The organism is Luteibacter sp. (assembly GCF_009912395.1).
Lineage (GTDB): Bacteria > Pseudomonadota > Gammaproteobacteria > Xanthomonadales > Rhodanobacteraceae > Luteibacter.
In genome coordinates this window covers 101139-126846 of the sequence record NZ_WNDO01000009.1, presented here as the reverse complement: position 1 = coordinate 126846, position 25708 = coordinate 101139, and the positions used below count along the sequence as shown (strand labels likewise).

Annotated in this window: 25 protein-coding genes and 1 pseudogene; 11 read left to right on the top strand and 15 right to left on the bottom strand. The window is 67.2% G+C overall.

Annotated features, from left to right (window positions below; genetic code table 11):
- Positions 1-25: 25 nt before the first annotated feature.
- Together GAK28_RS10460 and GAK28_RS10455 are read right to left on the bottom strand one after the other, a co-directional pair.
- Positions 26-973 carry an aldo/keto reductase gene (locus tag GAK28_RS10460; protein ID WP_291778277.1) on the bottom strand — a complete coding sequence of 316 codons (948 nt, stop codon included), beginning with the start codon at positions 971-973 and terminating at the stop codon, positions 26-28.
- Positions 974-1038: 65 nt separating this feature from the next.
- Positions 1039-1236: a hypothetical protein gene (locus GAK28_RS10455; RefSeq protein ID WP_291778274.1), complete on the bottom strand. Its 198-nt coding sequence runs from the start codon at positions 1234-1236 to the stop codon at positions 1039-1041.
- Positions 1237-1358: 122 nt separating this feature from the next.
- Between GAK28_RS10455 and GAK28_RS10450 the strand changes: the two genes are divergently transcribed.
- From GAK28_RS10450 to GAK28_RS10425, 6 genes are all read left to right on the top strand, one after another.
- Positions 1359-2282: a LysR substrate-binding domain-containing protein gene (locus GAK28_RS10450; protein WP_291778272.1), complete on the top strand. Its 924-nt coding sequence runs from the start codon at positions 1359-1361 to the stop codon at positions 2280-2282.
- A gap of 258 nt (positions 2283-2540) precedes the next feature.
- Positions 2541-2720 (top strand): hypothetical protein, encoded by a 180-nt coding sequence (locus tag GAK28_RS10445; protein ID WP_291778270.1) that lies wholly within the window; start codon positions 2541-2543, stop codon positions 2718-2720.
- 153 nt (positions 2721-2873) lie between these two features.
- The gene (mgtA, locus tag GAK28_RS10440) at positions 2874-5504 is read left to right on the top strand and encodes a magnesium-translocating P-type ATPase (RefSeq protein ID WP_291778268.1); all 2631 of its coding nucleotides are present in this window, start codon (positions 2874-2876) and stop codon (positions 5502-5504) included.
- 101 nt (positions 5505-5605) lie between these two features.
- A complete protein-coding gene (locus tag GAK28_RS10435) occupies positions 5606-6097 on the top strand; it encodes a hypothetical protein (RefSeq protein ID WP_291778264.1) in 492 nt (163 codons plus the stop codon).
- A gap of 103 nt (positions 6098-6200) precedes the next feature.
- The gene (locus tag GAK28_RS10430) at positions 6201-6680 is read left to right on the top strand and encodes a nuclear transport factor 2 family protein (protein WP_291778261.1); all 480 of its coding nucleotides are present in this window, start codon (positions 6201-6203) and stop codon (positions 6678-6680) included.
- A gap of 85 nt (positions 6681-6765) precedes the next feature.
- Positions 6766-7941 (top strand): acyltransferase, encoded by a 1176-nt coding sequence (locus GAK28_RS10425; RefSeq protein ID WP_291778258.1) that lies wholly within the window; start codon positions 6766-6768, stop codon positions 7939-7941.
- 133 nt (positions 7942-8074) lie between these two features.
- Here the strand turns inward: GAK28_RS10425 and grxD are convergent, their stop codons facing one another.
- From grxD to GAK28_RS10405, 4 genes are all read right to left on the bottom strand, one after another.
- Positions 8075-8998 carry a Grx4 family monothiol glutaredoxin gene (gene grxD, locus GAK28_RS10420; protein ID WP_291778255.1) on the bottom strand — a complete coding sequence of 308 codons (924 nt, stop codon included), beginning with the start codon at positions 8996-8998 and terminating at the stop codon, positions 8075-8077.
- Positions 8999-9057: 59 nt separating this feature from the next.
- Positions 9058-9927, bottom strand: coding sequence for a UDP-2,3-diacylglucosamine diphosphatase (locus GAK28_RS10415; RefSeq protein WP_291778252.1), 870 nt, complete (start codon positions 9925-9927; stop codon positions 9058-9060).
- A gap of 165 nt (positions 9928-10092) precedes the next feature.
- The gene (locus tag GAK28_RS10410; RefSeq protein WP_291778249.1) at positions 10093-10713 is read right to left on the bottom strand and encodes a GDSL-type esterase/lipase family protein; all 621 of its coding nucleotides are present in this window, start codon (positions 10711-10713) and stop codon (positions 10093-10095) included.
- Positions 10714-10716: 3 nt separating this feature from the next.
- Complete coding sequence (locus GAK28_RS10405) at positions 10717-11961, bottom strand: aminotransferase class I/II-fold pyridoxal phosphate-dependent enzyme (protein WP_291778246.1); 1245 nt, start codon at positions 11959-11961, stop codon at positions 10717-10719.
- A 118-nt stretch (positions 11962-12079) separates the two neighbouring features.
- On the opposite strand from GAK28_RS10405, the gene rsgA reads away from it, so the two are divergent.
- Positions 12080-13135, top strand: coding sequence for a ribosome small subunit-dependent GTPase A (rsgA, locus tag GAK28_RS10400; protein WP_291778243.1), 1056 nt, complete (start codon positions 12080-12082; stop codon positions 13133-13135).
- Between the two features lie 111 nt (positions 13136-13246).
- Here rsgA and GAK28_RS10395 read toward each other — a convergent pair whose 3' ends face one another.
- From GAK28_RS10395 to GAK28_RS10385, 3 genes are all read right to left on the bottom strand, one after another.
- Positions 13247-14473 (bottom strand): multifunctional CCA addition/repair protein, encoded by a 1227-nt coding sequence (locus tag GAK28_RS10395; RefSeq protein ID WP_291778241.1) that lies wholly within the window; start codon positions 14471-14473, stop codon positions 13247-13249.
- A gap of 8 nt (positions 14474-14481) precedes the next feature.
- Positions 14482-15423 (bottom strand): complex I NDUFA9 subunit family protein, encoded by a 942-nt coding sequence (locus GAK28_RS10390; protein WP_291778238.1) that lies wholly within the window; start codon positions 15421-15423, stop codon positions 14482-14484.
- 61 nt (positions 15424-15484) lie between these two features.
- Positions 15485-17590, bottom strand: coding sequence for a transglycosylase SLT domain-containing protein (locus GAK28_RS10385; RefSeq protein WP_291778235.1), 2106 nt, complete (start codon positions 17588-17590; stop codon positions 15485-15487).
- 147 nt (positions 17591-17737) lie between these two features.
- On the opposite strand from GAK28_RS10385, the gene GAK28_RS10380 reads away from it, so the two are divergent.
- A complete protein-coding gene (locus GAK28_RS10380) occupies positions 17738-19375 on the top strand; it encodes a glycosyl hydrolase family 17 protein (RefSeq protein WP_291778232.1) in 1638 nt (545 codons plus the stop codon).
- 85 nt (positions 19376-19460) lie between these two features.
- On the opposite strand, the gene GAK28_RS10375 is transcribed toward GAK28_RS10380, so the two are convergent.
- From GAK28_RS10375 to GAK28_RS10355, 5 genes are all read right to left on the bottom strand, one after another.
- Positions 19461-19841, bottom strand: coding sequence for a hypothetical protein (locus GAK28_RS10375; protein WP_291778229.1), 381 nt, complete (start codon positions 19839-19841; stop codon positions 19461-19463).
- A gap of 4 nt (positions 19842-19845) precedes the next feature.
- Positions 19846-20652 carry an endonuclease/exonuclease/phosphatase family protein gene (locus GAK28_RS10370; protein ID WP_291778226.1) on the bottom strand — a complete coding sequence of 269 codons (807 nt, stop codon included), beginning with the start codon at positions 20650-20652 and terminating at the stop codon, positions 19846-19848.
- An 87-nt stretch (positions 20653-20739) separates the two neighbouring features.
- Positions 20740-21399, bottom strand: a complete 660-nt coding sequence (locus GAK28_RS10365) for a thiol:disulfide interchange protein DsbA/DsbL (RefSeq protein ID WP_291778223.1) — start codon at positions 21397-21399, stop codon at positions 20740-20742.
- Positions 21400-21429: 30 nt separating this feature from the next.
- Complete coding sequence (locus GAK28_RS10360; RefSeq protein ID WP_291778220.1) at positions 21430-22314, bottom strand: thiol:disulfide interchange protein DsbA/DsbL; 885 nt, start codon at positions 22312-22314, stop codon at positions 21430-21432.
- 83 nt (positions 22315-22397) lie between these two features.
- Entirely contained in the window at positions 22398-23216 is an 819-nt protein-coding gene (locus GAK28_RS10355; protein ID WP_291778217.1) for a c-type cytochrome, read from the bottom strand.
- Between the two features lie 165 nt (positions 23217-23381).
- On the opposite strand from GAK28_RS10355, the gene yihA reads away from it, so the two are divergent.
- The gene (yihA, locus tag GAK28_RS10350; RefSeq protein ID WP_291778214.1) at positions 23382-24029 is read left to right on the top strand and encodes a ribosome biogenesis GTP-binding protein YihA/YsxC; all 648 of its coding nucleotides are present in this window, start codon (positions 23382-23384) and stop codon (positions 24027-24029) included.
- Positions 24030-24083: 54 nt separating this feature from the next.
- On the opposite strand, the gene GAK28_RS10345 is transcribed toward yihA, so the two are convergent.
- Positions 24084-24575: a GAF domain-containing protein gene (locus tag GAK28_RS10345; protein ID WP_343161867.1), complete on the bottom strand. Its 492-nt coding sequence runs from the start codon at positions 24573-24575 to the stop codon at positions 24084-24086.
- Positions 24576-24634: 59 nt separating this feature from the next.
- On the opposite strand from GAK28_RS10345, the pseudogene bioD reads away from it, so the two are divergent.
- Both bioD and GAK28_RS10335 read left to right on the top strand, forming a co-directional pair.
- Positions 24635-25321, top strand: a pseudogene (gene bioD, locus GAK28_RS10340) (dethiobiotin synthase).
- Positions 25322-25357: 36 nt separating this feature from the next.
- Positions 25358-25693 carry a hypothetical protein gene (locus GAK28_RS10335; protein ID WP_291778208.1) on the top strand — a complete coding sequence of 112 codons (336 nt, stop codon included), beginning with the start codon at positions 25358-25360 and terminating at the stop codon, positions 25691-25693.
- Positions 25694-25708: the final 15 nt, after the last annotated feature.

Below are 25708 nucleotides of genomic sequence, written 5' to 3'. Positions count from 1 at the left end.
ATACGGCCGCGCGCGTTGTAAGGCTTTATGCGGCGCTCGCGTCACGCAGGGAGTGAAGCTCGGCGTCGCTGAGTTTGAGCGTGGCCGACTTTGCGATATCCGCCAGTTGTTCCACCGTGGTCGCGCTGGCGATCGCCGCGGCGATGGAAGGCTGCGCCATCACCCAGGCCAGCGAGACTTGCGCAGGCGTCGCGTTGTGGTTTTTCGCCACGATATCCAGCGCGTCGAGCACGCGATGGCCGCGATCGTTGAGGTAGTTCTTCACCTTCGCGCCGCGGGCCTTGCTCTTGTCGAGGTCGGCTTCGCTGCGGTACTTGCCGCTCAAGAAACCGCTCGCCAGCGAGTAGTAGCTGATCACGCTCACGTTGTCCTTCACGCAAAGCGGTTGCAGCGCGTCCTCGAAGCCCTTGCGATCCATGAGGTTGTATTCGGGCTGGAGGGATTCATAGCGTGCCAGTCCCTTCGACGCGCTGATGTCCAGCGCGTCGCCCAGTCGCGTGGCGTCGTAGTTGGACGCGCCAATCACGCGTACCTTGCCCGCGGTCACCAGGTCGTCGAAAGCGCGCAGGGTTTCTTCCAGCGGCACCTTCGGATCATCCTGATGCGACTGGTAGAGATCGATGCGGTCGGTTTGCAGGCGACGCAGCGAAGCTTCCACGGCTTCGCGGATGTTCGTGGGCGACAGGCCCGGATAGCGCGCCCATTTGCCGACCTTGGTGGCGATCAGCACCTTGTCGCGCTTGCCGGACTGCTTCAGCCATTTGCCGATGATGGCCTCGGATTCGCCGCCTTCGTTGCCCGGTACCCAGGCTTCGTAGACATCGGCGGTGTCGACCAGGTTGAAGCCGTGGTCGACGAAGGCGTCGAGCAGCTCGAACGAACGAGCCTCGTCGGCGCTCCAGCCGAACACATTGCCGCCGAAGGCGAGCGGGGCCACCTGTAGCGGGGAGCGGCCGAGTGGACGAAGGTTCATGCGAAGGTCTCCGGAAGGATCAAATGCCTATGATCGCTTCCGGAGGGTTGCCATCGTGTGAGGCGTCAGCAGCAGGCGCCGCTGGCACAACGGGCTGGCGCCGTCCTGAAGCGCCATAGCGGCTTGCGTACGGCCTTTGGCACGGTCTTGCGAGCGCCTGCGCCGCGGTCGACCTGCGGCTCCTCCCTGCCCAGGCGCTGGATCAGTTCGCGGTCCACGATATGGCCATGCATGAAGGCAAGGCCGGTGAAGATCGAAGCCATGACACCCTCCCGTGAAAGTTAAGGGTCGCGATACCCTGCGACTTTCGGTGAGCTAAAGGGTGCGCCTTCCCCAGGCCCCGTAAAAGCGATATGTTTGCAAGCAGGACTTGAGGAATTTTCATATGTCCCGCTTGCCGCTCGGCCTGCTTCAGGGGTTCGTACTGGTTGCCCGTTCGGGCAAGTTCTCGCGCGCCGCCGAGCAGCTCAACCTCACCGTGAGCGCCCTGAGCCACCAGATCCGCAATCTGGAGGGCCGGCTGGGCCGCACCCTGTTTGATCGCGGACCGCGCGGCGTGACGCTGACGGCCGAGGGCAGCCAGTTGCTTGACGCCATCGGCCATCATTTCGAGGGCATCGAGCACGCCTTTGGCCGCTACCAGAGCCGCCACCAGGATTCGATCACCCTCAGCATGATGCCCTCCGTGGCGTCCAGCTGGCTGGTGCCGCGCCTGCCTCGCCTCATCGCCAAGTACCCGGAGCTGGAGCTGAGCCAGCATTCCTCGACCGAGGTGATCGACTTCGATAGGGAGCCCACGATCGACTGCGCCATGCGTTATGGCCTGGGCGTGTGGCCGCGTACGCGGGCGGAGCGTCTTTTCGGCGAATACATCGTGCCCATCGCCAGCCCGTCACTGGTGCGTCGCATGGGCGGCCTGCCCGATGTGTCGCTGAAGGGCTGGCCGCTGCTGGGCGATCCCTCCGGGCGCTGGAGCGACTGGGCGGCCGAATTCGGCATGCCGTTGCCGTCGCGCTACGTGGCCCGCTTCGACAACACCGAAAGCCTCCAGCGCGCGGTGCTCGAAGGCCTGGGCGTGGCCCTGGGACGTCTGGTGATGGCCCGCTCGCTGATCGAATGCGGGGCCCTCACGGTGCTGTGCAAGGAGCGCATGCGGGTCACCGAGGCCTATTACCTCGTCTACCCCAAGCGCTCCGAGTCCCACTGCGGCGTGACCAAGTTCCGCGAATGGCTGCTCGCCGAGGCGGCGGAGTACGAGGCCGGCCTGTCCCTTCCCGGGCCGGTCGAATCCGAGCTTCCAAAGGCTTGACCCATCTACGCTGCGGCGCGACAATTCCCCGGCTACCCAGGCGGCTCTTCTGCCCGGGCGGCACCCTCCTTAGCTTATCCAGGCATATGGACGTTCACCCTAGTCGACGCGCCGGCATCCGCAAGCATCGGGTACCGGCGTTGAAAAATAAAATCGCCCGCGGCGACCGCTCACGGTCGGCCGGCGCTTTCCTTCACTAGGGAAAGTCCGGCTCACCTCGACGGAAGCCGTGAGCTTCCGTTATTCGAGGATTGAGCCATGAACCTCCAGCTCGAAAAGACCGGTCCGCTCATGTTCGGCCGCCGTCTCGCGTTCGCCATCGCCCGTCGTCGCAACACCGCCATCGTGCCGGTCAAGCGCACCATCACGGTGCCGCGTTCCCTGGACACGACTGAAAGCTCCCTGAAACAGGCGAGCGGCAAACTGCAACAGTCATGAAAAGCGACATAGACAGTACGGCGCGGCCTGCGCCGCCCGTCGTCACGACCACCCGGATTACCGTCCGTCGGCCTTTGCCGGCGCGCCTGGTCTCAGCCCCTCGCTGATACCCGCTCGCGCCGCCGGAGCCTGCGTCCGGAAAGGCAGCGAGCCATGAAGAAGCACACCTCGCAGGCGGCCGTCGCCGCCAAGACCTTCACCAACGCCACCGCGGACGCCTATCGTCCCGCGGACGACCTGCTGCGTTCGCTCGATTCCCGCACGGACGGCCTCGACGAGGCCGCCATCGCCGAGCGGCTGGATCGGGACGGCGTCAACGAGGTAGGTCACGAGAAACCGGCGCACTGGTCGATCCAGCTCCTGCGCGCCTTCCGCAACCCGTTCATCATCGTGCTGCTCGTGCTGGCGGTGGTGCAGCTGTTCACCGAGCCCGACGACCTCACCGGCCCGACGATCATCGGTGTGATGGTCGGTATCAGCGTGCTGCTCTCCTTCACCCAGGAGTACCGCTCCTCGATGGCGGCGGAGAAGCTGAAGGCGATGGTCCGCAACACGGCCACGGTCACGCGCCGCGCCGACGACGGCCACGCCGAGCGCATCGAGGTGCCGGTGGAAGAACTGGTGGTGGGCGACATCATCCACCTCGGCGCGGGCGACATGATTCCCGCCGACCTGCGCCTGCTGGCGACGAAGGACCTCTTCATCAGCCAGGCCATCCTCACCGGCGAATCCCTCCCGGTGGAGAAGGCCGCGCCGAACGGCCATGCCCAGGCAGCCTCCGACGCCAGCGGCCCGCTCGACCTGCCGACCGTCTGCTACATGGGCACCAACGTGGTGTCCGGTACCGCCACCGCCGTGGTGCTGGCGACCGGTCCGCGCACCTACCTGGGCTCGCTGGCGCGCACGCTGTCCGGCGAGCGCGTGCAGACAAGCTTCGACCGCGGCATCTCCTCGGTGAGCTGGCTGCTGATCCGCTTCATGGCGGTGATGGTGCCGGTCGTCTTCCTGATCAACGGCTTCGACAAGCACGACTGGCTCGGTGCCTTCATGTTCGGCCTGTCGGTGGCGGTGGGCCTCACGCCCGAGATGCTGCCGCTGATCGTCACCGCCAACCTCGGCAAGGGCGCCATCGCCATGTCGAAGCGTAAGGTGGTGGTGAAGCGTCTGAACGCGATCCAGAACTTCGGCGCGATGGACGTGCTCTGCACGGACAAGACCGGCACCCTCACGCTCGACAAGATCGTGCTGGAGCGCCATGTCGACCTGGCCGGTGAGGACTCGGACGAAGCGCTGGAGTGGGGCTACCTCAACAGCCGCTTCCAGACCGGCCTGCGCAACCTCATGGACAAGGCCGTGCTTACCCACCGCGACCTCGAGGCCGTGGCGGGGCGTTACCGCATCGTCGACGAGATTCCCTTCGACTTCCAGCGCCGCCGCATGTCGGTGGTGGTGACCGACGGCCGCGACGAACAGCTGCTGGTCTGCAAGGGCGCCGTGGAGGAAATGCTCTCCATCTGCACCGAGGCGCGCACTGGCGACATCGTCGAGCCGATGACGGACGAGAAGCGCCGCGAGATCCGCGCGATGACCCGCCGCCTCAACGAGGATGGCCTGCGCGTGCTGGTGGTGGCGGTGCGCCGTGACCCGACCGGCGACCGCGCCTACGGCGTCGCCGACGAAGCCGGCCTCACGGCCGTGGGCTGCCTCGCTTTCCTCGATCCGCCGAAGGATTCCGCTGCCACGGCGATCCGCGCGCTCAACCACCACGGCGTGGCGGTGAAGGTCATCACCGGCGACAACGAGGCCGTGACCCGCAAGATCTGCGCGGAAGTGGGCTTCGATGTCACGGCCTCGGCGCAGGGACGCGACATCGAGCAGCTCGACGACGACGCGCTCGACGCGATGGTGGAGAAGACCACCGTGTTCGCGAAGATGTCGCCCGTGCAGAAGGCCCGCGTGGTCAAGGCGCTGCAGCGTCGCGGCCACACCGTGGGCTTCCTCGGCGACGGCATCAACGACGCACCCGCGTTGCGCGATGCCGACGTGGGTATCTCGGTGGATACCGCCACCGATATCGCGAAGGAATCGGCGGACATCATCCTGCTCGAGAAGAACCTGATGGTGCTGGAGGAGGGCGTGCTGGAAGGCCGCGTCACCTTCGGCAACATCATGAAGTACATCAAGATGACGGCCAGCTCGAACTTCGGCAACGTGTTCAGCGTGCTGGTGGCGAGCGCGTTCCTACCGTTCCTGCCGATGATGCCGTTGCAGATCCTCGTGCAGAACCTGCTCTACGACCTCTCCCAGCTGTCGATCCCGTTCGACCGCATGGACGAGGAATACCTGCGCGCGCCGCAGAAGTGGGACGCGGGCGACATCGGTCGCTTCATGGTCTGGATCGGTCCCGTCAGCTCGGTGTTCGACATCACCACGTTCTGGCTGATGTGGCACTACTTCGGCGCCAACTCGCCCGAGCACCAGTTGCTGTTCCAGTCCGGCTGGTTCATCGAGGGCCTGCTCTCGCAGACGCTGATCGTCCATATGATCCGCACGCGTCGTATCCCGTTCCTGCGCAGCGTCGCCTCGGCGCCGGTGCTGGCGTTGACCAGCGCGATCATGATCGTCGGCATGTACATCCCGTACACGGCCCTGGGCGCACGTATCGGCATGCAGCCGTTGCCGGGCATCTACTTCGCCTGGCTGGCGCTGACGCTCGCCTGCTACTGCGTGCTGACCCAGGTGATGAAGACGATCTACATCCGTCGTTACGGGCGCTGGCTATAAGCCGGGGCGCCTAGCGACTACACGATGCTTTCGGCGCCACGGGACAGACCCGTGGCGCCGCAGACGGTGAGATAGCGGCTCCACAACAAAGGAGCCACATCATGGTTCGAAGCACTCTCGTCGCCGCCCTGTTCGCCGTTTCCGCCACCGCCTTCGCACAAACCGCGCCGACCCCGGTCCCCGCGCCTGCCCGCTACGTCGACGTCATCGACTGGCCGGCTTCTGAAGCGGGCATGGATCGTTTCTTCAACGCCGAGGTCCGCCTCAACGCGGCCTTCGACAAGGTCTGTGGCGACACCTTCTGCGAAGGCGAGTACGCCAACCTCCGTCCGCTGCAGCTGCGCTGTTCGGTCGATGCCACCAAGAGCACCGTCAAGCAGTGTGTGTGGACCTTCTCCGGCAGCCATGCCGGGGTGAACGGCAAGACCGGCGCCGTGCAGGTCGCCGCCAAGCTCTACAAGTGCAAGCTGCCGCTCGCCAAGGACACGCCGGTGGATGCCTTCTATGCGCTCCTCGAAGGCGAGACACCGCTTGATGGCAAGCTGCCGATGTCGCGTGCATCGATCTACGACGGCCTGGTGGGCTGCCTCTAACGCCACCGGTTCATCGCTGGACGACCACGGCCCGCCGCATCCTGCTATGCGGCGGGCCTTCGCTTTGGTGTTCTTGGGCTCCCTTGGTCAACGGAGTCTTCCCATGAACCTTCGTCGCTACCTGCTCGCCGTCGCCCTTCTACTGCCGCTGCCGATCCTCGCCGACGAGGCCGCCGAAGCGGACATCCGCAAGGTCGTCGAGACCTTCCAGACGTCGCTCAAGGCGCACGATGCCAAGACGCTGGGCTCGCTCTTCGTGGCCGACAGCACGGCCTGGTACACCACGCTGGGCCAGGCCTCCCTGGACAAGGTGCGCAAGGAGCACCCCGATAAGCCGGTCCCGCGCTACAAGCAGGGCACCTGGCAGCAATTCGCCGACTACGTGGGCAAGCCGGGTGGCGCCATCGAGGAGCGCTTCCACGATGTGCGTATCCATACCGATGGCAGCGTCGCCACCGTGTACTTCGATTTCGAGTTCGTCAGCGACGGCAAGGTCAACAACCACGGCGCCGAAACCTGGCAGATGCTGCGTACCGATGATGGCTGGAAGATCGTCGCGATGCTCTATTCCAGCAACTTCTGACGGTCGCCCGCGTTTGGCCATCTTTCCACCCCGGCCGCGTCATCGGCGCGGCCCAGATTTCCATGATCCATCCCAAGGACGTTCCATGGATCGTCAGCCCGGCCTCGACACCCTGCGCGCCATCGCCATCGCGTGGGTGATGCTTTTCCATAGCTATCTCGTCGGCGGGCTCGGCGAAGGCTTCGGTCAACTCGAACGCTCGGGCTGGATGGGTGTGGACCTGTTCTTCGTGCTTAGCGGCTTCCTGATCGGCCGCCAGGTGCTGGCATCGTTGCAGCGGACGGGAAGCGTCGATTTCCCTGCCTTTTATAAGCGGCGAGCGATCCGCATCCTGCCTGCGTTCTTCGTCGTGCTGACGCTTTACGCCTTCTGGCCTGCGTGGCGCGAAACGCAAGGCATGCAGCCGCTATGGCAGTTCCCGACCTTCACGTTCAACCTGCTTTACGACAACGGCGACAACTACGCCTTCTCGCATGTCTGGTCGCTCTGCGTTGAGGAGCAGTTCTATCTCGTCTTCCCGTTCCTGGCGTTGCTGCTGTCGCGGCGATCCTCGGTACGGGCGTTCGTCGCCGTCTGCACGTTCATGCTGATCGGTGGCATTGCGTTGCGTGCGGGGCTTTGGTGGCACTACATCGAGCCGATCGTCAAGGCCGGTGGCAGGCCGGGGCTGCCGTACCTGCGCTACCTGTATTACCCGACATGGTCGCGTTGCGACGGTCTGTTGGCTGGTGTGCTGATCGCGGCGATCACGGTCTACCGCCCGACGATGATGGCCCGGATGCATGCCCACGCCGGCAAGATCCTGGTCGGTGGCTTGGCCTGCCTCGGGGCGTCCATCGTGCTGTTCGATGGCGCCCGTGTCGATTTCTGGCCATGCGTGCTGGGCTATCCGCTCGTGGCGCTGTCGATGGCGATGTTCGTCACCGCAGCCTCCGGGCCGACGCGGCTCGGTCGTCTTCGCATCCCCGGCGCAGGTTGGCTGGCCCGCGCTTCGTACAGTCTCTACCTGAGCCACAAAGGCGTGTTCACGCTCGTGGACACCGCCATCGGCGACTCGCTGGACGACCATCGCTTCGTCCGCTTCGCGATCTTCGCCGCGGCAACCCTGGCCGGCGGCGCCGTGCTCCATTACGCGGTAGAGCGCCCCTTCCTAAGCTGGCGCGACCGTCATGCTCCTGTAGGAGCGCCAACGAAACCCGGGCACCGTTTTTGTAGGAGCGCGCTTGCGCGCGAACCCTCAACGGATCCTTTAAAACGATGAAGCCTCGCGATGATCAAGCGAGCTGTTACAGCTCGCCAGATCAACGCAAGGCCTCATTCGCTATGGCTGCCCTGAGGGTTCGCGCGCAAGCGCGCTCCTACAGGGAAACGGCGCCCTGGGCGTCGTTTTTTTCTCAGTAACGCGGAACGGTCGGGTCGACTTCGCGTGCCCACGCGTCCATGCCGCCTTCGACATTGAAGAGGCTGGTGAAGCCGTGCGCGGCGAAGCGCTCGGCTGCCGCGCGGCTGGAGATGCCGTGGTGGCAGATGAAGGCGATCGGCGTGTCCTTCGGCAGCGAGGCCAGGGCCTCGTAGCCTTCGTCTTCAAGGATGCGCGCGCCGGCCAGCGGGGCGGCCACGGCGCGGCCGTGCGACGGACGCACGTCCACGAGCACGATGTCGCCGGCGGTGAGGCGGTCCTTCAGCTGGTGCACCGAGAGCGTGCCGATCTCGACCGCGCCCGGGAACTTCAGGCTGAGGCCTTCGCCCTGCACCGTGGTCACCCAGTCGATCACGATGCCCTTGGCGCGCTGGGCGCTGCCCGGATCGAAATGCACTTCGATACCGTTGGCGACGGTGACGATGTCGAAATCGCCGGCCGGAGCGAGCTGGAAGCCGGCGCTGTGGTCGGGGCCAATTTCCAGGTGCAGGGCCATGCCGTCGGCGTTGGCCATGCCGCCACGGATAGCCTCGGCGGCCTTCTCGGTGATGGTGATCTCCGGCGGGGTGCGATCCGGCGGGGTCGAACCGAACAGGGTGTACAGCTCACCGCTGGTGTAGAGCTGGCGAATGATGTCCGAGCCACCGACCAGTTCGCCCTTCACATAGAGCTGCGGAATCGTCGGCCACTGGCCGTACTCCTTGATGCCCTCGCGGATTTCCGGGTCTTCCAGCACGTTCACGGTGTGGTACTGGTCGACCACGTCGTTGAGCGTGTTGGTGGCGGCGGCGGAAAAGCCGCACATCGGCTGCTGGCGCGTGCCCTTCATGAACAGCACGACCTCGTGCTGGGCGAGCAGGGCTTCGATGCGCTCGCGGGTGGGGGTATCAAGGGCCATGGAGGGTCACCGCGGAAGGGGGAAAGAACCCATTTTACATGGGCGCGCCCCTGTCCGTTTCAACCCGCTACCGACACCTCGGCGCGGAGGCCAGAAAGGTCGGCCCGGCAGTCCGCCAGCGGAGCGAAGCTCAACACCGCCTCGGGGGAGGGCAGCACCGTCTCGCGGCTGGCCCGGCCCAGCGGGGTGTAGCGCTCGGTCCAGTGGATCAGCTCCATGGCCCCGGTGAAATCCTCGACCAGCGCGGTGCAGTGCTCCACCCAGTCGCCGTCGTTGAGGTACAGGATGTCGTCGATGGGGCGCATGTGGCCGAAGTGGATATGGCCACAGATATGCCCGTCGAGGCCGCGTTCCTTCGCATCCTTCGCCACCCGCTGCTCGTAGCCGCGGATGTACTCCATGGCGAGGCGGATGTGTGACTTGATGATGATCGACAGCGGCAGGTAGGGCATGTCGAGGCGGCGGCGCACCGCATGCATGCGCCGGTTGGCCCAGCAGATCACCCGGTGCATGGCGTCGCCCAGCACGGTGAGCCAGCGCTTGCCGATGTGCTCCGGATCGAATTCGTCGCCGTGGCTCACCCGGTAGCGGCGGCCGTCGGCGCCTTCGTGCAGGGCGTCCAGTTCGACACGGATGCCGGCGATGGTGGAACCCGCCATGCCGCGCATCTGGAAGTCGTGGTTGCCGGGAATGTAGATCACCTCGACGCCGCGCGCGGCGATGGCGACCAGTTCCGCGATCACGGCGCTGTGGTCCGGATGCCACCAGTGGCGCTTCGCCAGGGCTTCCAGGTCGACGATGTCGCCGACGAGGTACAGGCGCTCGCAATCCAGGTGACGGAGGAAGTCGAGAAGATAGGCGGCCTTGCAGTCAGGCGTGCCAAGGTGCACGTCGGAGATGAAGGCGCTGCGGCAGGTGAGCTTGGCCATGGCGTCGGTTTCCGGGGCTGTCCCGGGAAACCAGTATCGGCCCGGGAGGTAACCGGGCCGTGGCGAGGGTGTTTCAATGAGGTTTCGGCGATAAGCCCATGTTTCAGCTGATGAGCCCGGCTTGCGGAAGCCGCTGTAGGAGCGCGCTTGCGCGCGACCCCGGCGCTAACGAGACGACGGCAACTCCCGCAACGCCGCCCGGGCCTCCGGGAGGATGACGTCGACCCAGCGCCCATACTGCTTCGCCGAAGGGTGCAGGCCATCGTCCACCAGCATGTCGTGCTTGGCGCCGGCTTCGCGCGAGGCCGGCGTCACGTCGGCCCAGCGTGCATGGGCGCGCAGGGTCTCGTCCTTCGCGATGGCGTTGAACGTATCGATGTCCCGACCGATCGCCGTGCGGTCGCGGCCCTCGGCGAAGGCGGTGACGCCCCAGTCGGGGATCGACACCACGACCACGCGTCGCGCGTCGCCGGCAAGGCCGATGGCGCGCTGGAGCAGGGCAAGGAACTGTTCGCGATATTCCGTGGCCGGGCGGCCCCGGTATTGGTTGTTGACGCCGATCAGCAGCGTCACCAGGCCATGGCCGGGATGCAGATGGGCCTGGTCCATCGCCGCCGACAGTTCGTCGGTGGTCCAGCCGGTGGTCGCCACGATGCGCGGATCGCCCACCACCACGCCCTCGGCATGCAGCCGGGCGACGAGTTGCACCGGCCAGCGACCGGCTTCCGGAACGCCCTCGCCGATGGTGTACGAATCGCCCAGGGCGAGGAAGGTCGGTGCCGCCATGGATCAGGCGACCGCGCTGGCGAGCGGACGGCTGTCGGCCACCATGCGACCCAGCACGCGGTCCATGCGGGCGAATACTTCGCTCAGCTGGGACAGTTCGGGCAGCAGGGTGAGACGCAGGTGGCGGCTGGCCGGCAGGTTGAAGCTCGTGCCCGGCACGACCAGCACGTTCTCTTCGTCCAGCAGGCGCAGGGCGAACGCGGTGTCGTCGAAGTGCGGCACCGCGTCGGCGCGGATCCAGGGGAAGGCGTAGATGGCCCCACCGGGTGCGACCACGTCGAAGTACGGGCTGGCCTTCACCTGATCGAGGATCAGACGGCGCGCCTCGTGCAGGCGGCCGCCCGGCGAGGTGAGGTCGACGATGGTGGGCTTGTCGAGCAGCGCGGGTTTCACCGCCCACTGTGCGGTGACGTTGGCGCACAGGCGCAGCGCGGCCAGCAACTGGAGCGCGTCGCGATACTCGGCCGTGCGCTTCGCATCGCCGGACAGGCTCATCCAGCCGACGCGGTAGCCGCAGGCGCGATGCACCTTGGACAGGCCGCCGAAGCTCACGCAGGGATGGTCGCCGGCGACGGCGGCGAGCGGCTGGAACGGCGTGCCGTCGTAGAGGATCTCGTCGTAGATCTCGTCGCAGAGCAGCAGCAGGTTGTGCTTGCGGGCCACGGCGACGATGCGCTCCAGCAGCGCCTTCGGATAGACGGCGCCGGTGGGGTTGTTCGGGTTGATCAGCACCAGCGCGCGGGTGCGCGGGCCGATCAGGGATTCCATTTCGTCCGGGTCTGGCAGGTGGCCGTTCTCGGCGAGGCAGCGGTAGTAGCGCGGATGGCCGTTGTTGAGGATCGTCGCCGCGCTCCACAGCGGATAGTCCGGGCTGGGTAGCAGTACTTCCTCGCCTGGCTGGAGCAGGGCGCGCAGGGACAGGTCGATCAGCTCGCTGACGCCGTTGCCGATGAACACCCGTTCCACGTCCACGCCGAAGGCGCCGCGGGCGCGCTGCTGGGTGACGATGGCCTCGCGGGCTTCTTCCAGGCCCTGCTCGTGGCCGTAGGCCTCGCTGTCGACCAGGTGGCTGGCGATGGCTTCGCGCAGGTGCGTCGGGGTGGTGAACCCGTAGCGGCCCGGGTTGCCGATGTTGAGCTTGATGATCGGCCGGCCGGCGGCCTCCAGTTCGCGCGCGCGTCGGGTGAGGGCGCCGCGGATTTCATAGCGCACTTCCGCCAGGTGCGCACTGGGCTTGATCGAGGACACGTCACGGACTTCCGGTAGGTACCGCCAGGCCCTTTCCCGGCGGTCTGTCCCGATCCTATCAGCGTCGCCGTGGTGTCGCGAGGCGGAATTCGGTCGCCGAGCGGGCATAATCGCGGCCATGACCGACCCTGCGGACCTGGCGCGCCTGCGCCGAATCGGCTGGCGCGAGCCCGCCTTGCCCGACGATCCACGCCGACTCGCCCGCGTGGTGGCGCAGCATCGCGCCGGCTACGAGGTGCACGACGGCGCGTCCGCGTTCAACGCGCAGCCGGCCGGCCAGTTCCTCAAGCGAGGACTCGATCCGTCGCTGCGCCCCGCCGTCGGCGACTTCGTCTTCCTGGACCACGCCTCGCATCCGGTGATCGAAGCGGTACTTCCCCGGCGCAGCGTGCTGACCCGCGCGGCGGCCGGCGAGCGCTACGAACGGCAGATCATCGCCACCAACATCGACTACGTGTTGGTGCTCACCGGACTCGATGGCGACTTCAACCCGGCGCGCATCGAGCGTTACCTGACCCTGGTCGAGGGGTCAGGCGCACGTCCCGTGGTGCTGTTGAGCAAGGCGGATACGGGCGTCGATGTCGACGCGGCCGTAGACGCATTGCGCGCGCGCCTGCCTGCCGAGGCGGCGGTGCATGCGATCAATGGCAAGGATTCCTCCACCGTCGCGTTGCTGGAGCCCTACTTGGGTCCGGGTTCCAGCGCGGTGCTGGTCGGGTCGTCGGGCGCGGGCAAGTCCACCTTGACCAATACGCTGCTGGGCGAGGAGCGCATGGCCACCAGCGCCGTGCGTTCGCACGACAGCCGCGGTCGCCACACCACCACGCATCGTGCCTTGCTCAGCCTGCCGACCGGCGGTTGCCTGATCGATACGCCGGGCATGCGTGAGCTGAAGCTCACCGGCGAGGAAAACCTCGATCTCTTCGCGGACATCGAGGCGCTGGCCGCGCAGTGCCGTTTCGCCGATTGCGGGCACGGCAACGAGCCCGGTTGCGCGATCCAGGCCGCGCTGGCGTCTGGCGAACTGTCCATGCAGCGCTGGCGCAACTACCTGAAGCTGCACGACGAGCGCGAGGAACAGGCGGCGACGCTCGAGGCGAAGCTGCGCCGAAAGGGCGGCCCGAAGCCCCCGGGCAAGCCGCGCCGAGGCGGCTGGTCGCACGGCGACGATTGAGTCGGGTGGTCGCCATGGCACGTCGCGACCAAAGCCCAGGTAGCTCTTGTAGGAGCGCGCTTGCGCGCGATGCCGGGTTGCCGCGAGCACCCATCGCGCGCAAGCGCGCTCCTACAGGTGGGTTTTGATCCCGGCGATGGCCGTCACCTGCGCGCGTTTCATCGCCTCGCCGATCGCGGGGCCTTGCAGCCCTTCGTCGACGAACGGCTTCGAGCTGACCGCCGCCGCCGCGTCGCGGCAGGCGCGCAGGTAATCCGCCTGCGGGTAGTCGGCCTCGTCGCTACCCAACCGGCCGCGCTTGTCGGCAATACAGGCGAGCAGGAAGGTCTCCAGCCGCTCCGGGCGACGGAGCGCGCCCAGATCTTCCAGTAATTTCAGCACGGTCGCTGGACGCAGTTCGAAGGCCATGTGCGCGTTGAGATGCTGTCGACAGACGATCTCCGCCATCGCCGCATAGTCGGTCGGCACCTTCAGTCGTGCCGACAACGCGCGCACCGGAGCGACGCCGCGTTGCTCGTGCATGATGTGGCGCGGCAGGACATCCGCAGGGGTGAGCGCCTTGCCCAGGTCGTGGGTGAGCGCGCACCAGCCGACCAGCGCGTCGCCGGGGGCGAGCTTCGCTGCCGCCTGCAACACCAGCTCGACATGGATGCCCGTATCCACTTCCGGATGGAACTCGGGTCGTTGCGGTACGCCGTAGAGCGCGTCCACTTCGGGAAACAGCACACGCAGCGCGCCACTTTCCCGGAGCACCTGCACGAAGACCTGCGGCATCGGTTCGGCCAGCGCCTTGCGCGTTTCCGCCCAGACGCGTTCCGGCACCAGATGGTCGATCTCTCCGTCGTCGACCATCCGCCGCATGAGCGCCATGGTCTCGTCGGCGACGGTAAAGCCCAGTGGCGCGTAGCGCGCGGCGAAGCGCGCCACGCGCAGCAGGCGCACGGGATCTTCGGCGAAGGCCGGCGAGACGTGGCGTAGTGTGCGCGTTTCGATATCGCCGACACCGCCGAACGGATCGACGAGATGACCGTCATCTGCCTCCGCGATGGCATTGATGGTGAGGTCGCGACGTTCGAGGTCCTGTTCGACCGTCACGCTTGGATCGGCGTGAAAGGCGAAGCCGTGATAGCCGCGGCCCGTCTTCCGTTCGGTGCGCGCGAGCGCGTATTCCTCTTTCGTGTCGCCATGCAGGAAGACGGGGAAATCCTTGCCCACGGGTTTGTAGCCGGCGGCGAGCATGTCCTCGGGCGTGGCGCCGACCACGACCCAGTCGCGATCGACGACGGGGCGGCCAAGCAGTTTGTCGCGGACCGCGCCGCCGACGAGGTAGATATCCATGATGTCCTTCAGGCGCGGCGCTTGGCGCGCGCCTCGTCGAGGCGGCGCTGGCGCTCGGGCTTGCCGAGCAGGCGTGGCAGCCACGCCGATAGCGATTGCGGCGTGATACCCAACTGCGCAAGGCCGTCGACCTTGCCGACGGAGTCGGTGCGCAGGGTGCGGAAATTATCCGGTGTGAATGGCTTGCCCGGTGCGAACTGTGCGAGTTCGGCCTGGAGACGACCGAGGGCGTCCGGCATGGGCAACACGAGGCGACGGCGGCCACGCGCGTCGCGGATGGCACGCACCAGGTCGAGCAGGGTCCAGGTCTCGCGGCCATACAGTTCGAAGGTATGCAGCAGCGAGGCCGAAGGATTCGCGACGGCACGGGCGATCGCCTCGGCGACATCGCCGAGGAAGACGGGCGCCATCTTCGCGTTCGGGCGCGGCAACGGCATGACGAGCGCCAGGCGCAGCAGCGCGTCGAACCGCGAGACGAGGCCGTCACCGTGGCCGAAGATGGTGCTGGGCTGGTAGATCGTCCAGTCCAGCGTCGACGATTTCACCAGTGCCTCGGCTTCGCCGCGCGTGCGCAGGTACTTCGACAGGCCCTGGCCGGCCTTCAGCGCGCTCATCTGGTGCAGTCGATGCACGCCGGTATCGCGGCAGGCGTCCACCACCAATCGGGTCAGCGTGACGTGGACCCGCTCGAAGGTATCGCGCCGCGTCTCGTTGAGGATGCCGACGAGGTTGATCACCGCGTCGGCGCCGGCGATGTGCCGCCGCAGGGTCGGCGGATCGTAGACGTCGGCAGTCGCGACGCTGACGTTGCGGCCGACCGCGGCATGTCGACGGGCCTGTCGGTTGCGCGACAGCAGCAGGATCGAATGGCCATCCGCCGCGAGGCGGGGCACGAGGCCGCCGCCGACGAAACCGGTGCCACCGAGGATGACGATGCGTTGGGCTTTCATGGGCGTCCCCTGTGACGGCGCTAGGGTCGAGCGTAGGCGCTGCGACCCGTGTCGCCAAGCGTCAGCGCTGGGGTTCCTCCGGTGTCGGTGCGGACGATGCCTCGGCGGGAGCGGGTTCGTTCGCGGCGGCCGGTGCGGGCGGGGTTGGCTTGCTGACGACCGGGGCCGGGCAGCTGACCGGCTTGCGCACCGCTCCCGATGACGGCAGCGAGTACGTGCTGCCGATGCGGGTCATGCGCGAGCCGATCGGCAAGGCGTTGCCGTTGAGGCGCCAGTCGTAGATCACGGCGAAGGCCATCACGCGCGCCACGTACTCGCGGGTCTCCTTGTACGGGATGCTCGCCACGAAGAGGTCGGGATCGAGCGTGCCGCGGGCGCCTAGCCACTGGTCGACCTTGTTCGGGCCGGCGTTATAGGCCGCGCTGGCGAGCCATGGGGCACCGTTGAAGCGTGCCGCCATCTGCGAGAGGTAACGCGTGCCGAGCACGATGTTCGTGGCCGGCTCGTAGAGGCTTTCGCCGCCGCCCCACGACAGGCCGTTGCGCTTGGCGACGGTCGCGGCCGTGGAGGGCAGCAACTGCATGAGGCCACGCGCATCGGCACCGGAGCGGGCGTCGCTCATCCATGCGCTCTCGGCGCGGATGATGGCGTAGGCCCACGGGGCTTCGATGCCGGCCTGGCTCGACTGCTCCACCACGCCGTCCTGGCGGGCGAGCGGGAAGCGCTGTTCGTACAGGCGCAGCGATTCGCCGGACGACAGGCCGAACACCGCGCGGTCGTACCAGCCCTTGCGGAAGGCGAGGTCGGCGGCGAGGCGCTGGGTATCCGCGTCGCGACCCGCGAGCGCGGCGGCCCATTCGCGTCGCGCGTACTTCTGCAGGCCCACCGCATACAGTTCGAACGCGCGATCAAGGCCAGCGTCGTTCAACAGCGCGGCTTCGCGACGTTCGTCCGAGGGCATGGTCGAGGGGCAGATCGAATACGACGTATTGATACGGTCGGCGGAGAGGAAGCCGAAGTAGGTGGCCTCCTGCGAGACGGACTGGTACAGCCGCTTCGCCTCGTCGTTGCGACCCAGCTTGCCGAGCACGAGGGCGCGGAAGTAACGCCACTCACCGTCGTCCTTCTGCGTGGGCGTCAGCGCGTCGAGTGCGGACAGCGCAGCGGACCAGTCCTGGCGAGCCAGTGCCACGCGCACGCGCCATTCGCGGCTGGCGTCGGTCTGCGCTGCCGCTGGCAGGGCGGCGAGTCGATCGAGCGCCGACTCGTCGAAGTCGGTGGCGTGGAACAGCGCCAGCGCGTTCAGCACGGCGCCCTTTTGCTGTTCGCTGAGGGTGAACTTCGGCGACAGCGTGGTCCACGCGCTGTCGGCCGCGGTGGACTGGCGGCGAGCCATGCGTTGCAGGGCCAGCGTGACGGCCTGACGGTGGCGCGGCGTATCCGGCCAGTCAGCGGCCTGGCGCAGCGCGGTGGTCGGATCGTTGAGCGCGAGCGCGATGCGTTGCGCGGCAGGGGCGTCGGACGGCGGTAGCCAGGGTGCCAGCGAGGCGATGGTGCCGCCCTTGCCGGCGTCGGCCGCCACCTGGATGCGCGCCCACAGGCGTTCGCCCGTCAACAGGCCCTGGTCGTGCGCGGCCGCCAGCACGGGGTCGCAGCTGTTGGGCAGGCTCGGCTTCTTCCACAGATCGGCGAGGTCGCGCTCGAACACCAGCGGTTCGTTGCGCGAGAGCTTTGCCTGCAAGGCGTAGCAGGCGAGCGAATCGCCCATGCCCGTCTGGTACATCGCGGTGAACGTGGTCCAGTCCTTGCGGCGGGCCAGCTCGCCGAGGAAATCGCGGCGCAGGTCGGTCGCGGGAATCAGGCCCGGATAACGATTGACGTAAGCCTCGACCCGGGCCCGGTCCAGTGTGCGCAGGTCGTGGGTCAGCGCCGCGGCTTCCAGGTAGGGGAAGAGGACATAGCTCTCCAGGCCCGTGGCCTCGGCGCGCCAGGCGTCGCCGCCTTGCTGGCTGGCCGTGGTGTAGGCCTGGCGGAAGCGGGTGCGTTGCGCGTCGGTGCCTTCGGCGGTCGCCGTCGATGACACGACGAAGGCGCTGATGGCGAGGGCGACGCCGGCGAAAAGGCGGAACGGGCGGGGGCTGCGTCGCGATGCCTGGGAGGGGGCCATCGGGATTCCTTCACGGGGACGTATCCATGATTGTAAGAAACCTTGGCGCAGGCCGGATGAACGGCCCGTTCCGGGGGAATCGCCCTCCCGCTCGAGGGCCGCTAAGCTAGTCCGGATCGCTCTTGCGCTTTTGGCTACTGGAACGGCATGTCGCCTCTCACCCCCTACGCGCGGTTCGCGCGACCGCTCGCATGGATCGTCCTCATCGCCGCCGCTTTGTTCGGCGCGGCCTACTGGTGGCAGCTCGGTCGACCGGTGAACCTGCCGGATTCGCCCACGGCGAAGATCGCCTGCGTGTCCTATGCCCCTTTCCGGCTGAAGGGTGAAACGCCGTTCGACCTGCACGCCTTCGTATCACCCGAGCGGATCGAGGAAGACCTCAAGGCGCTATCCACCCGCTTCGACTGCGTACGTACCTATTCGATGAGCCAGGGCCTCGGCACGGTGCCGGACATCGCGGGTCGCTACGGCATGAAGGTGCTGATGGGCATCTGGCTGGGGCGCGATCCGGTGGCCAACGAGCGTGAGATCAAGCTGGGCATCGAAGCGGCGAAGCGCGACCACGACAGCCTGCGCGGCATCGTGGTGGGCAACGAGGTGCTGCTGCGTGGCGAGTTGTCGGAGAAGGCCCTTTCCGCCTACATCCGCAAGGTCAACGATGCCACCGATGTGCCGGTGACCTACGCCGACGTGTGGGAGTTCTGGCAGAAGCATCCGGCGCTGGCCAAGGCCACGGATTACCTCACGATCCATATCCTGCCGTACTGGGAAGACGAGCCCGTCGCCCCCGAGCGCGCCGTGCACCACGTCGCGGACGTGTACCAGAAGATGAAGGCCGAGTTTCCCGGCAAGCAGATCATGATCGGCGAGACCGGCTGGCCCAGCCAGGGCCGCACCCGTCGCGACGCCAGCGCGAGCCTGGTCAACGAGGCGCGCTACATGCGCGAATTCCTCAACTACGCCGCCACGGTAGACATGCCCTACAACGTGATCGAGGCCTTCGACCAGCCGTGGAAACGCGATCTGGAAGGCACGGTGGGCGGCTATTGGGGCATCTTCGACGTGGATGCGAAGCCCAAGTTCGCGATGACCGGTCCCGTGGTGGAAGAGCCGCGTTGGACCTGGGCCATTGTCACAGGCGGCGTCGGTGCGCTGGTCTTCCTCGTTGCCGGCCTGTTCCGTCGTCGCTGGCACGGCGTCGCCGGCTGGCTGTCGCTGGCGCTGTCCGGTTTCGCCACGGGTACGGCCCTGGCTGCGCACGCGCGGTTGCTGCTGTTCTCGTGCCGCAACACCATCGAGTGGGCCACAGGTATCGCAGTCGGTGTCCTCGGCCTGCTCACGGCGCTGTCGCTGGCCCGTGCCATCGCGTCGCGACTGGCTTCGCCCGTGAATCCGGCCGCCGTCGCGCCGCCGCCGCAGGAGCGTCGACGCCTGGGCATCGCCTGGTCCGACGCGTTCACGCCGCAGCGTTTCTTCTGGATGTTCGTGCTGACGCTGTACGGCATCCTGCTCGTCTTCAACGGCCGCTACCGTGATTTCCCCATCGGCCTGTTCGCGCTGCCCTGCATCGGCTTCTTCCTGCTGGGCCTGCTGCGCACGCGTGAGGATGTGCTCATGCCGCTCGTCGAGGAGCGCCTGCTCGCCATCTGGCTCGTGCTGCTCGGTGCGGCCGTGGTGGTGCAGGAGATCGGCGCGAACGTGGTCTCCTGGGGCTGGTTGCTGTTGAACCTGGCCCTGGCGATACCGGTGCTCACGGCGTGGCGTCGGGCGCGTAACGCCTCATAGCTAGCTGTAGGAGCGCGCTTGCGCGCGATCACACGCTGCCGCGGTCCCCATCGCGCACAAGCGCGCTCCTACAACAGCGGTAGGTTCAGGCGGTGGCGGGCGCTTCCCACCGCTCGTACTGCACGCGCACCAGGCGCAGGGCGCCCATCAGCAGCGCGAGCGCGCCGCCTTCGTAGCAATAGAGCTGCAACGCGATCACGCCCAGGCAGGCGGCGAGCACGGCCGTGACGACGCCGCGCCAGAACAGGGCGACGAAGGCCATGACGATGGCGGCGTAGCCATAGGCGTAGGTCAGAAACCCCTGCACGATCAGTTCGCGCGTGGCGCACCACCACGGGCCGTCCTTACCGTCGCAGGCATGGGCTGCGTCCGCCGGCTCGATGAAGCCGTAGCGGAGCAGGGCGGCGCCGATGGCGACGATGATGATGGCGACCCAGGGAAGGGCGGCGCGCAGGCTGGGTTTCATGGATCTACCTCGATGGAGCCGCGCCAGCGGCCTCGGCAAGCGCCAGGGGCAGGCGGATTTCAGCGGCAAGCGGCAGATGATCGGAGAAGGCGCGGGGCAATGTCCACGTGCGGTCGAGGGTGATGTCGGCCGAGGTGAGGATGTGGTCGAGCGCGCGCCGGGGTTTCCAGCTGGGGAAGGTGGGCGTCGCGATCTTCGGCATCTGCAGCGCCGTGCGGTCGAACAGCAGGCGCATTTCCGGGCTGTCGGGTTCGGTGTTGAGGTCGCCCATCAGCACGGCGTGCGGATGTGGCGCGAGCAGCTCGGCGATGAAGGCCAACTGGCCCATGCGCGCGGCGGCGCCGAGCGAAAGATGGGCGATCACCACCACGAGCGCGTCGGAACCTTGGCCGAAGCGGACGAACAGGGCGCCACGGCCCTTGATCCGGCCCGGCAGGGGGTAATCGATGACTTCGCTGGGCTCGATGCGGCTGAGCAGGCCGTTGGCCGAATGCGCCACCCGGGCCATGGGCCGATTGGGCTGATGGCTCCAATACGGCATGCCGGCGGCTTCGGCGATGTAGCGGGTCTGGTTGAGAAAGCCCGAACGCAGGCTGCCCGCGTCGGCCTCCTGCAGGCCCACCACGTCGAATTCGTGGAGTAGCGCCGCCAGGGAATCCAGGTTGGCGAGCTTGGACGAGCCCGGCAACACGGCGTTGACGCTGCGGGTGAGGTAGTCGCTGTAACGCTGGACGCTGGCGCCCGCGAGGATGTTGCAGCTCAGCAGGCGCAGGGTGCGCTCGGAGGACGATGGCGGTGTGGCGCGGGTCATGACGGGCTTGAGAAGGGTCGCTTCGGGCCGAGGCGGCAGAGGATGCCCCCCGTCGCGTGAACGGGGGGCATCGGCCCGGTGGGAGGGTTACTTACCGCCCTTGAGCTCGCGATCGACCAGGAACGTGGCGACCGCGTTGAGCTGGTCGAAGTCCTTGATCTGGTTGCTGCGGTACTTGCCGTCGACCACGATGGTCGGCGTGCCGTCGATGCCCCAGGCCTGGATCAGCTTGGTGTCGGACGCGATCTGCGCCTTCACTTCCGGGCCGTTGGCGACGGCGACGAACTTGGCGCTGTCGACGTTGTAGTTCTGCTTGTACCAGTCGGCCATCTCTTCGAGGGCGTTGAGCGGCAGGTGCTGGTTCCACTTGGCGTCGAACAGCTTGCCCGTGGATTCGCTGACCTTGTCGGCCGGCAGGAGTTTCTCCGCGGCGTAGTAGGCCTGCGCGAACGGCAGCCACGCGTCGTTGAACGCGGCCGGGATGCGATGGAAGACCACGCCCTTGGGCAGGCTCTTGGACAGTTCCTCGACCTTCGGCTCGTAGTGCGCGCAGTGGATGCAGCCGAACGAGAAGACCTCGACCACTTCGACCTTGCCGTCCTTCGACAGGCGGCCCTGGTTCTTCGGCGCGATGCTTACGTATTCCGTGCCATCGGTGAAGGTGGGGGCGGTGCCTTCGGGTTGCTTGGCGCTGCACGCCGAGGCCATGGCCAGGGTGACGAGCAGCAGCGAGAGACGCTTGAACATGGATATCTCCGTGAGGTTTCGGATAGGCGGTTACTTGCCCGCGGCTTCCTTGCTGACGAGCCATTGCACGAGCTCGACCGACTGCGGATAGCCACCGGCCGAAGCCGGAGTAAGGCGATACTTGCCGTTCACCACGATGGTGGGCGTGCTATCGACCTCGTAGGCGCGGATCAGTTCATCCGCGCGCTTCATCTTGGTGTTGATGGTGAAGGAATTGGCCGTGGCGACGAAGTCTTCGGCCTTCACGCCATGCTGGGCGTAGAACTTGGCGACATCGTCGATGGTCGGCCAGCCGGACTGCGGCTTCGGCTTCTGCGTCTTCATGTCGAAGATGCCCAACTCGCCGCTCTTGAACACCGCGTCGAACATGGCGTCATGGGTCTGCTTGTCCACGCCGAGGGCCTGGGCGGTGAGGTAGGCGCGCTGCAGCAGCGGCCAGTTCTCGTCCGGGCGGAACGCCGCCGGGGTGTAGGTCATGACCGTGCCCTTGGGCAGGCTCTTGGCCAGTTCGTCGACCACGCCGTGGTACTGGAAGCAGGCCGGGCAGCCGTACGAGAAGATCTCGGTCACCTCGATCTTGCCCGGGGTGCTGGTCGGCTGGGCCGGATCGATGCGGAAGTAGTTCTTGCCTTCCACCCACTTGCCTTCGTCGACGAAGGGCTTCGCGTCCGGGCGCTTGGTGTCGTCGGCGTCCGGTGTCGGGGCCGGCGTGGCCGTGGACGCGCTGCTGCCCGAAGCGGCCGGCGCGGCGGCGGTGGATGCCGGGGTCGGCGCCGGAGCGCTCGCCGGTGCGGCCGGGGCGCTGGCGGCGGTGGAGGCCGCCGGCGGAGGCGTCGTGCCGGTGTCGCTGTTGCCGGAGCCGCAGGCCGCGAGGCCGATCAGGGCCGCGCAGAAGAGGGGGAGGCGCATACGCATCGGATTCGTATCCTTATTTTCGTGCCATCGAAATGAGAACGGGCCCGTCGAAGGGCCCGTTCGATCTCCCAACTTTACCGTCTTCAGGGCGACGCGGGTGCGACAGGCGCCGCGGGCTCGGCGCTGTGCAGTCCCTCGATGTAGCTCGCGACCGCGCTGATGTCGTCCTGCGTGAGCTTCTGCGCGATGGAGGCCATGATCTTGACGTGTGGGCCGTCCTTCGACGCGTCGCGCGAGGAATCGTTCCATGCCTTGAGTCGCGCCTCGACGTAATTGGCGTGCTGGCTAGTGAGCTGCGGGTAATGCGCGCCCGGATTGCCGCGGCCATCGGGACCGTGGCAGGCCATGCAGGCGGGGATGCCGCGATCGACGTCACCCTGGCGGTAGAGCTTCTGGCCCGCGTCGACGTACTTCTGATCGGCCACGCCCGGCAACGAGGGCTTGGTGGCGAAGTAGGCGCCGATGTCGTGCATGTCCTGGTCGGACAGCGGCGCGGCGAAGCCCACCATGATCGGGTTCGAGCGCTTGCCCGACTTGAAGTCGGCGAGCTGGGCGGCGATGTACTGCTCGCTCTGGTCCGCGAGCTTCGGGTACTGCGGATCGGTGGAGTTGCCGTCCAGCCCGTGGCAGGCACCGCAGGCGGCGGCCTTGCCCTGTCCGGCCGTGGCGTCGCCGGGCTTTGTCGCGGCGGTGCCCTCGCCCGACGGGGCGGACGCGGTGGCGGTCTCGGTCTTCGGCATGCCCGGCGTGGCGGGATCGGCAGCTGCGCTGGCGCCCGGCTTGGCAGCGGTGCCGGCTGGCGCTGGCGCGCTGGACGGCTTGGCGGGGGCGGCGGATTGAGCAACGGCGGCGCTCATGACGAGCGTCGTAAGAATGGCAGCGGCGGCGTGCCGAAACTTCATAAGTGTCTCCGTAAGGGGATACTTCTCATGATCGGGCGTGCTCCCTGCCACGCCTTATCCAAATGATTATGGCGGTGCTTTCGGAGCCCGGTCAAACGGCGCCCGCGAGCCGCCCCGGGTCATATCGCATACACTGCCGGCCCACGTTCCACCCGTAGCCACGCCATGTCCTCCAATCCGCTCAACGGCGCCCGCTTCGTGCTGGCCGCGCATGAAATCATCCAGCTGCCCTACGACCAGGGCGCGGAAGTCGCCTTCGCAGGTCGTTCCAACGCGGGCAAGTCGAGCGCGCTCAACGCGCTGACCGGGCATACGGGGCTGGCGCGCACGTCCAAGACGCCCGGCCGCACCCAGCTCATGGTGGTGTTCGACCTGCCGCCGCTGAAGGGCGCGGAAGGCACTCCGCCCCTCGACGCCCGCCTTGTCGACTTGCCCGGCTACGGCTACGCCAAGGTGCCCGAGGCCATGCGTGCGCACTGGCGCGGCGAGATCGACGCGTACCTGAAGATGCGCCGTAGCCTGCGCGGCATCGTGCTCATCGTGGACATCCGCCACGAGCTGAAGGACTTCGACCGCACGATGCTGGAGTTCTGCGCCGCGACCGACCTGCCGTGCCATGTGCTGATGACCAAGGCCGACAAGCTGTCGCGCGGCCAGGCGCTGAAGGCGCTGGACGTGCTGAAGAAGGAATTCCGCAGCGGCGGCGTTACCGGTACCGCGCAGATGTTCTCGTCGCTGGCCAAGACCGGCGTCGAGGAAGCCCGCGCGCGGGTGATGGAATTGCTGCACACCCCCCGCCCCCACGAACTGTAGGAGCGCGCTTGCGCGCGATCGCGCGCAAGCGCACTCCTACAAGAGCCGATCCGATCAGGCCGCGATGGCCTTCATGAAGGCCGCGCAAAGCGCCTCCATGCCCTTGCGGTCTTCGTCGTCGAAGCGCGCCACGAGGGGGCTGTCCACGTCCCACACGCCGAACAGGCTGCCGTCGGTATTCACCAGCGGCACCACGATTTCGGAGTTCGACGCGGCGTCGCAGGCGATATGCCCAGCGAATTCATGCACATCGCGTACGAGCTGGGTCTGGCGGTCCTGCGCGGCCGTGCCGCAGACACCGCGTCCCAGGGCAATGCGAATGCAGGCCGGCTTGCCCTGGAAGGGGCCCACCACCAGCTCCGTGCCGTCGAACAGATAGAAGCCCGCCCAGTTGAGATCGGGCAGCACGTCGTACACCAAGGCGGCGAAGTTGGCGGCATTGGCGATGACATTGCTCTCGCCATGCATCAGGCCTTCGGCCTGCTGGATCAGTTCGGCGTAGAGGGTGGCCTTGTCGTCGGTGGCGATGGCCTTCGCTTCGTACATGGCGTTTTCCGCGGCGGATTCGGGAGGGGGAAGCCGTGTATGGTGCCACGTTCCCACCCATGCAAGGCCGCTCCATGTCCCGTCACCTCTTCGTCGCCGGTACCGACACCGGCATCGGCAAGACCCACGGTGCCCAGGCCCTGGTCCATGCCTTCCGCCAGACGGGCGAGCGCGTGGCGGGCATGAAGCCGGTGGCCAGTGGGTCGGCGCGTACGCCCGAAGGCCTGCGCAACGAGGATGCCCTGGCCCTCATCGCGGCCAGCGATCCCACGCCTCCCTACGACCTGGTGAATCCGTTGGCGATGGAGGCGGCCGTCGCACCGCACCTGGCCGCCGTGAATGAGGGCGTGGCATTGCGCTGGGAACCGCTCGATGCGGCCTTCGAGGCACTGAAGGGCAGCCATGACCGGGTCGTCGTGGAGGGCGTGGGTGGCTGGCTGGTACCGCTGGCCGACAACATGTCCGCCGAGGACATCCCGCGTCGCTGAACGCTTCCGGTGATCCTGGTCGTGGGCGTGCGCCTGGGCTGCATCAACCACGCGCGGCTTACGGTACGGGCCATCGAAGCCGACGGTTGCACGCTGGCCGGCTGGATCGCCAACCGCGTGGATCCTGAGATGCCGCTGGCCGACGAGAACATCGCCACGCTTCGCCAGCATATCGGCGCCCCGTTGCTGGGCGTGCTGCCCCATGGGCTGGCGCCTGCCGAAGCCGCGCGCCTGCTCGACCTCGCCCCACTCGCCTGACAGGGCCTTCACGGCCATCGACGTAAAGGACACGGCATGACTACCTACTTTCTCTCCGTCAAGGACATGAGCCAGGCCAAGGGCCCGGATCCCGAGCTCTCGTTCGAGGGCATCGGCCCGGAAAAGCTCGCTGCCGATATCGGTGAGGCGATGCGCGGCGATAGCCTGTTCCAACGCTGGCGCGCGAAGCAGCCCGAGCCGGATGAGGTCGACCCGAGCCTGGGCGTCACCGATCCCGGTGCCCGCGCCACGGGCGAGCTGTCCAACGATCGCACCGACGTGAAGCTCACCACGAGCCTGCCCATGCGCATCGTGAAACACCGCCTCAACCTGTTGATCGGCAACAGCTGGCAGCTGCGCGACACCCGCTGAATCTTAGGAGCGCGC

Excerpts from the sequence above, each read along its gene's own strand:
- GAK28_RS10380 (WP_291778232.1), top strand. The coding sequence starts at position 17,738 with ATGTCGCCTCTCACCCCCTACGCGCGGTTCGCGCGACCGCTCGCATGG.
- mgtA (WP_291778268.1), top strand. The coding sequence starts at position 2,874 with ATGAAGAAGCACACCTCGCAGGCGGCCGTCGCCGCCAAGACCTTCACC.
- GAK28_RS10360 (WP_291778220.1), bottom strand. The coding sequence starts at position 22,314 with ATGCGTATGCGCCTCCCCCTCTTCTGCGCGGCCCTGATCGGCCTCGCG.
- GAK28_RS10395 (WP_291778241.1), bottom strand. The coding sequence starts at position 14,473 with ATGGATATCTACCTCGTCGGCGGCGCGGTCCGCGACAAACTGCTTGGC.
- GAK28_RS10450 (WP_291778272.1), top strand. The coding sequence starts at position 1,359 with ATGTCCCGCTTGCCGCTCGGCCTGCTTCAGGGGTTCGTACTGGTTGCC.
- grxD (WP_291778255.1), bottom strand. The coding sequence starts at position 8,998 with ATGGCCCTTGATACCCCCACCCGCGAGCGCATCGAAGCCCTGCTCGCC.
- GAK28_RS10365 (WP_291778223.1), bottom strand. The coding sequence starts at position 21,399 with ATGTTCAAGCGTCTCTCGCTGCTGCTCGTCACCCTGGCCATGGCCTCG.
- GAK28_RS10430 (WP_291778261.1), top strand. The coding sequence starts at position 6,201 with ATGAACCTTCGTCGCTACCTGCTCGCCGTCGCCCTTCTACTGCCGCTG.
- GAK28_RS10425 (WP_291778258.1), top strand. The coding sequence starts at position 6,766 with ATGGATCGTCAGCCCGGCCTCGACACCCTGCGCGCCATCGCCATCGCG.
- GAK28_RS10385 (WP_291778235.1), bottom strand. The coding sequence starts at position 17,590 with ATGGCCCCCTCCCAGGCATCGCGACGCAGCCCCCGCCCGTTCCGCCTT.
- GAK28_RS10345 (WP_343161867.1), bottom strand. The coding sequence starts at position 24,575 with ATGTACGAAGCGAAGGCCATCGCCACCGACGACAAGGCCACCCTCTAC.
- GAK28_RS10415 (WP_291778252.1), bottom strand. The coding sequence starts at position 9,927 with ATGGCCAAGCTCACCTGCCGCAGCGCCTTCATCTCCGACGTGCACCTT.
- GAK28_RS10370 (WP_291778226.1), bottom strand. The coding sequence starts at position 20,652 with ATGACCCGCGCCACACCGCCATCGTCCTCCGAGCGCACCCTGCGCCTG.
- GAK28_RS10375 (WP_291778229.1), bottom strand. The coding sequence starts at position 19,841 with ATGAAACCCAGCCTGCGCGCCGCCCTTCCCTGGGTCGCCATCATCATC.
- GAK28_RS10410 (WP_291778249.1), bottom strand. The coding sequence starts at position 10,713 with ATGGCGGCACCGACCTTCCTCGCCCTGGGCGATTCGTACACCATCGGC.
- GAK28_RS10335 (WP_291778208.1), top strand. The coding sequence starts at position 25,358 with ATGACTACCTACTTTCTCTCCGTCAAGGACATGAGCCAGGCCAAGGGC.
- GAK28_RS10355 (WP_291778217.1), bottom strand. The coding sequence starts at position 23,216 with ATGAAGTTTCGGCACGCCGCCGCTGCCATTCTTACGACGCTCGTCATG.
- GAK28_RS10445 (WP_291778270.1), top strand. The coding sequence starts at position 2,541 with ATGAACCTCCAGCTCGAAAAGACCGGTCCGCTCATGTTCGGCCGCCGT.
- GAK28_RS10390 (WP_291778238.1), bottom strand. The coding sequence starts at position 15,423 with ATGAAAGCCCAACGCATCGTCATCCTCGGTGGCACCGGTTTCGTCGGC.
- GAK28_RS10455 (WP_291778274.1), bottom strand. The coding sequence starts at position 1,236 with ATGGCTTCGATCTTCACCGGCCTTGCCTTCATGCATGGCCATATCGTG.
- GAK28_RS10435 (WP_291778264.1), top strand. The coding sequence starts at position 5,606 with ATGGTTCGAAGCACTCTCGTCGCCGCCCTGTTCGCCGTTTCCGCCACC.
- rsgA (WP_291778243.1), top strand. The coding sequence starts at position 12,080 with ATGACCGACCCTGCGGACCTGGCGCGCCTGCGCCGAATCGGCTGGCGC.
- GAK28_RS10460 (WP_291778277.1), bottom strand. The coding sequence starts at position 973 with ATGAACCTTCGTCCACTCGGCCGCTCCCCGCTACAGGTGGCCCCGCTC.
- yihA (WP_291778214.1), top strand. The coding sequence starts at position 23,382 with ATGTCCTCCAATCCGCTCAACGGCGCCCGCTTCGTGCTGGCCGCGCAT.